Annotated in this window: 3 protein-coding genes; all 3 read right to left on the bottom strand. The window is 32.6% G+C overall.

Going from position 1 to position 4,813, the window contains the following annotated elements; translation table 11 throughout:
• Positions 1-51: 51 nt before the first annotated feature.
• Positions 52-480, bottom strand: coding sequence for a hypothetical protein (locus JCM9157_RS22655; protein ID WP_035668721.1), 429 nt, complete (start codon positions 478-480; stop codon positions 52-54).
• Positions 481-1,491: 1,011 nt separating this feature from the next.
• Complete coding sequence (locus tag JCM9157_RS22650) at positions 1,492-3,162, bottom strand: recombinase family protein (protein WP_035668718.1); 1,671 nt, start codon at positions 3,160-3,162, stop codon at positions 1,492-1,494.
• Positions 3,143-4,762: a recombinase family protein gene (locus tag JCM9157_RS22645; RefSeq protein WP_158318638.1), complete on the bottom strand. Its 1,620-nt coding sequence runs from the start codon at positions 4,760-4,762 to the stop codon at positions 3,143-3,145. The genes JCM9157_RS22650 and JCM9157_RS22645 overlap by 20 nt, the downstream gene beginning before the upstream one ends.
• Between the last annotated feature and the right edge of the window lie 51 nt (positions 4,763-4,813).

Below are 4,813 nucleotides of genomic sequence, written 5' to 3'. Positions count from 1 at the left end.
TATTAAGGCATATGTGCTACATTAAGAATGGAACAATAAATGCTTTTTTAGTTATTCACTTAATGTTTTCTTTTTAAATACAGTGTTTAATAATTTAAATTTAGCCCAAATAGTTAATATCAAGAATGCAATTGTAAATGTGAGTAAAACAAATTTCACACTCCCCCATCCTTCAAAACTTATAAAAGATGTAAAATGGAGAGCAATATTCCATGCTATAAAACTTAGTAAATAACTTAGATAATTGTAGAGTTTTATCATAGATGAATCTCTAGAACGAGGACCCAGGCTCAATATCAAAGGAACATACGCTATAGCCATAGCACCGAATCCAATAATGATTGTGAAATTAATTTGACTAATACTTCTAATAAACTCATTAATTTTCCCTGTTGTTACAACACCTACAATTGTTCCAATAATAATAGCAGCAATAGTAACTATCATAACTATTTTTTCAACACTTTTTAAAAACTTCATCTTTGGCCCCTTTTTTTATCGCTGCACTTTATGATAGTAAGAACTAAAATTCTCATTTTAGTTGTTTTTCAATTTAGGTACTTCATCCTCGATATATTATAAACCCTTTAATAACCTCAGTATCCAATCTATATCTATAATCCCAAGTTTATAACACATTTGTAACATTACTCAATTAAACTTACAAATGTAACTTTACCCTTCTACCGTAATTTTTTTATAAAATTACCCTTGTACCGAGATCCAGGTTACACCAAAACAACTTGTCCACCAACAAACTGGACAAACCCCATACCTGTTGGGACATGCAGTCATTTCGTTACGGCGAAAGGGTATGGGAGGGATCCCAACCACTACCCTTTCGCCGTAAATTAGGCTTGTCCTATAACCTTTTACCGAAAAAACAACGGTTTGGCCAGTTTACTAGGGTTGTACAATTGTTATCAAAAATTGTCTAATTTCACCTAATATTTAACCCTTAAGTTTCGAAAGATAACAAACTCAAATGAGGACTAAGTACGAGCTATTATAAATTAATTTACAATAAGTTATTTGGTTATTAATCAACAGCATAACAATTTTAAAAAAATCTCATTTTTTACTCGCAATTAAGAAACATTAATCTGAAATCTGTAGCTCCACAAGGAGCTATCATACTCTAAGTACACACCTGAACAGTTCACATTTTTTTATTCCAGCGGGATCCTTTCAATCTAAAAATAATGAATAATTAAAAATAAATTTTTATTTTCATTATAATAAAAAAAAAATTAAATTATGCGAATTCAAGCAAACAAATTTTAAATTCTAGGAAGAGTAAAATTGTTAGCCATTCGCATCAACATATTAGGTGAATTTATTTTAACTTTATGGAGTGGTGATTTTTTAATGTTACTACCATAAATAGATTTTTAGTAAAGTTATTATCTAAATATTAATAGTAAAGTTAATATAGTAAAGTTACTGTCATAAAAACAGATAGCTTGTCCAAATAGTAACTAAAAAAACTCCTTACAAAATGTAACGAGTTTTCTCTGGCCGTGCGACCATTTTTATTTTTATCGAGTTGCTCTCAACTACGAATCCCTGAATTAGACTAGTTGCAAATTCCCTTTTTTCATAATTGTCTAAGTCTTCAAATGTGCAAGCCTTTTTCTTTAAAATATAGGTGTGAAGTAAGTTCTTTTCCTCTTTCACATTATATAAATGCCTTTGCTCGTACTTTAGGTTAATTAAATCTTCTTCTTGGACTTGCAGATCTTCCTCAAACTGGATAATGGCAAGCTCAAGAGCATGGATAAATTGTACCTCTTCACTTTCAAATGGTTCTTCAAGGGACGTATCATCTTCATTTAAAATAGGATATTCAAACCGTTGCACTAATTTTGACTTTTCCTCTTTTAGTTTCGTAATCTTTCCGTTAAGGTGAGCAATCATTGTTTCTTTTTCTTTATATTTTTGTACAGTTTGGTCAAACTCAAGTTTGATATTTTCCATTATTTTTTGTTCAATATCGTTAAAGTTATTAGTTTCCGTAATAAACTCATACCATAATTCACTTAAGAGTTTATCAACCGTATCGCACTGAATTTTCACCTTACATTTTTCTTTCTTTTCACAACTACATTCTTGCTTCTTGCATTTCAAGCAAACAGTACAATGGTACATTCGTGCTCCATACAATTTCCCACGCCTTTTACTTCTAAAATCTTTACTAGCAAGTATTTGATCACAGTTACCACAACTGATTATCCCCTTCAGATAGTAAGTAGCGGGGTAATACTTGTTTATCTTCCCCTTTTGTTTACTAAGCTTCTCTTGATATAAATCCCAACATTCATCCCACAGTTCTTGTGTAATGATTGGTTGTAAATTATAATTTTTATCTGCTTTAATTACTACCCATTCTTCCTTTCTGTGAAGTGAATAACCAGAGTTCTCCTTTCGTCTGAGCGTGGAAAATTTTCCCGTGTAAATGGGGTTTGTCATAACATCCTTAATTCTATGTTTTGTCCATTTAAGTGAATTTCCCTTTTCATCTTTTAACTTTCCTTCGTGTTCCAATTCGTTTGCAATTGCTGCAAACCCCTTTTTTTGTTTGTATTTATTAAAAATATCTCGAACTACCTCTGCTTCATCACTTCTTATACTAAATTGCTTTTTTTGGGGATCATAAGAATATCCTAACGGAGTTTTCCCCCCTGTCCATTTCCCTAGTTTCACTAATGCTTTAGCAACGTCTTTTGTTCTCTGCGCTGTATTATCAGCCTCAAATTTCGATAATCCATCTAATACTAAATTCATGATGAAGTCATCTGACTTAGTAGGAGTATAGAATGTTTTGGTCGATGCAATGATAACACGTTTATCCTTTAATCTTTCCCTTAATATAATATGGTCTATCGGGTTCCGAGAAATTCGATCATAACTGGCTATGACCACATCATCAAATTTATCCTGCTCTGCATCTTTAAGAAGACTCATTAAACCCTTACGTTTGTAATACCTTATCTTCCTCCCTGAAGTTTCAGGATCTTCGTAACTCTTTATTATTTCACATCCAAATTCTTTCATGAACTGCTGAACATATTCTTTTTGTTTTTCCATATCTTGCTTATCAGTTGAATACCGACCGTAGAATACCACTCTTCGACCTTTTAAATCATTCCTGTCTAGATGCAAAAGTAACTTTCACCTCCCCGATGTGATCTGTATCATTATAAAAAGGATATTTAAACCAAACTACACTCTCTTCAAGTGCATCAAAATCAATCTTATTAATCCATTCCAGGAAAAGCGGGTCAGCTAAGGTAACTAATTCTTCTGTTCTAATTGCAAATAACTTTTCGTTCGCTTTATCCTTAATGGTTAAAAAAAGCTTAATTCTCTCATATTTTTGCACTTTTAATTTTTCCAGAGTTTCCTCTTCCTTGCTGATCTTAAACCTCTGCTTCAACACTTTTTCTTGATATTCTCTATTTCTTACCTCCAACCACTCGTCAACATATTTTTTCAGCTTATCTTTTTGTTTCAAGATGTATTTTTCTTTCTTACTGATCTCTTCATCTAGTTTCTTAGTTAGATAATCCGATTTCCTGCCCATCTTTTTCTTTTCAGTGGCTGTTGAGGTTTTCTTTTTTGCTTGCTTTACTTTTTCAGCCTGTACTAAATCTTCATAGAGGATATCAATTATTTCTTTGCAATGCCCATCCAACTTTTGGGTAATTACCTTCTCCAACTCTTGTTTATCTACTTTCTGACTTTTGTTACATTTGCAGCGATAAATTTGTTTAGAGGAATAAACAGATAGGGGGTTTTTACATTTTTTACACATAATTTTACCTAATAAATAATAAGGCTCTGTTGCTTTTCCACTCTTTCCATCTTCTTTTAGTATTAGTTCTTTAAGATTTTCGTTAGCTTTTTCCCATAGTTCTGACTCTACAATCTTCATTGGAAGGCGGGACTTTGGTCGGTTAGTGATTTCTTCTGCAAATTCAAACTCATTTTCTTTTTCCTCAATTTTTTTCAAACTAGGATCATCTTCATCCCCTATAAATTCTTCACCACCAACCCTCTGAACCAGAACACCCTTATAAACACTGTTTCTGATTCTCGCCTTAAGTTTATTAGCATCATACTTTTTATCTTTAAGCTGTTTGTTTAGTTCTTTAACACAATCCAAAATTGAATTGAATTTCTTTTCTGCAACAATGCTAAATAATGTCTCTATTTCTTCCCTATTATCTTCCTTAACTTGTAAGGATTTATCAACACTCTTATATCCATACGGCGGATAGCCCCCCGCCCAACGAAAAGGATCGTTCTTAACAATTGTCTTACGAGAATCAATTAGTTTTTTTTGAATGTTCTCAGCTTCTGCTTGAGATAATCCCCCTAAAATTAGTTCCATAAATTCTCCAATAGGACCATCAAGGAATGGAGGTTCGTTGTCTGCAGCAAAAAGCAATTCAACGCCATAATTTTTAAAATGATCTATGATCTCCATGTATTGTCTTGTAACACGCGATAAGCGATCGCGTTTATATACAATTACTCTTTGAATTGCGCCAACCGACGCTTTTTCCATTAACCTTTTTAGATCTGCCCTTTGCTCAATTTCAGTCGTTCTCCCAGATACGTTTATGTCTCTGAAATAGTCATGAATAACAAAGCCATTTCTTTTCGCAAAATCCCTACAAACCTGTTTTTGCATTACTTCTGAAATCTTTTGTTTTCTTCTATCTAGAGATTGACGAATATACACAACTGTTTGTCTCAAATTAAACATCTCCCCTTTATCCCAAAGGTTTAATGAATCATACATGGGTAC

The sequence above is a fragment of the Halalkalibacter akibai JCM 9157 genome (genome assembly GCF_000513135.1).
Lineage (GTDB): Bacteria > Bacillota > Bacilli > Bacillales > Bacillaceae_D > Halalkalibacter > Halalkalibacter akibai.
This window is presented reverse-complemented; position numbering and strand designations above follow the sequence as displayed.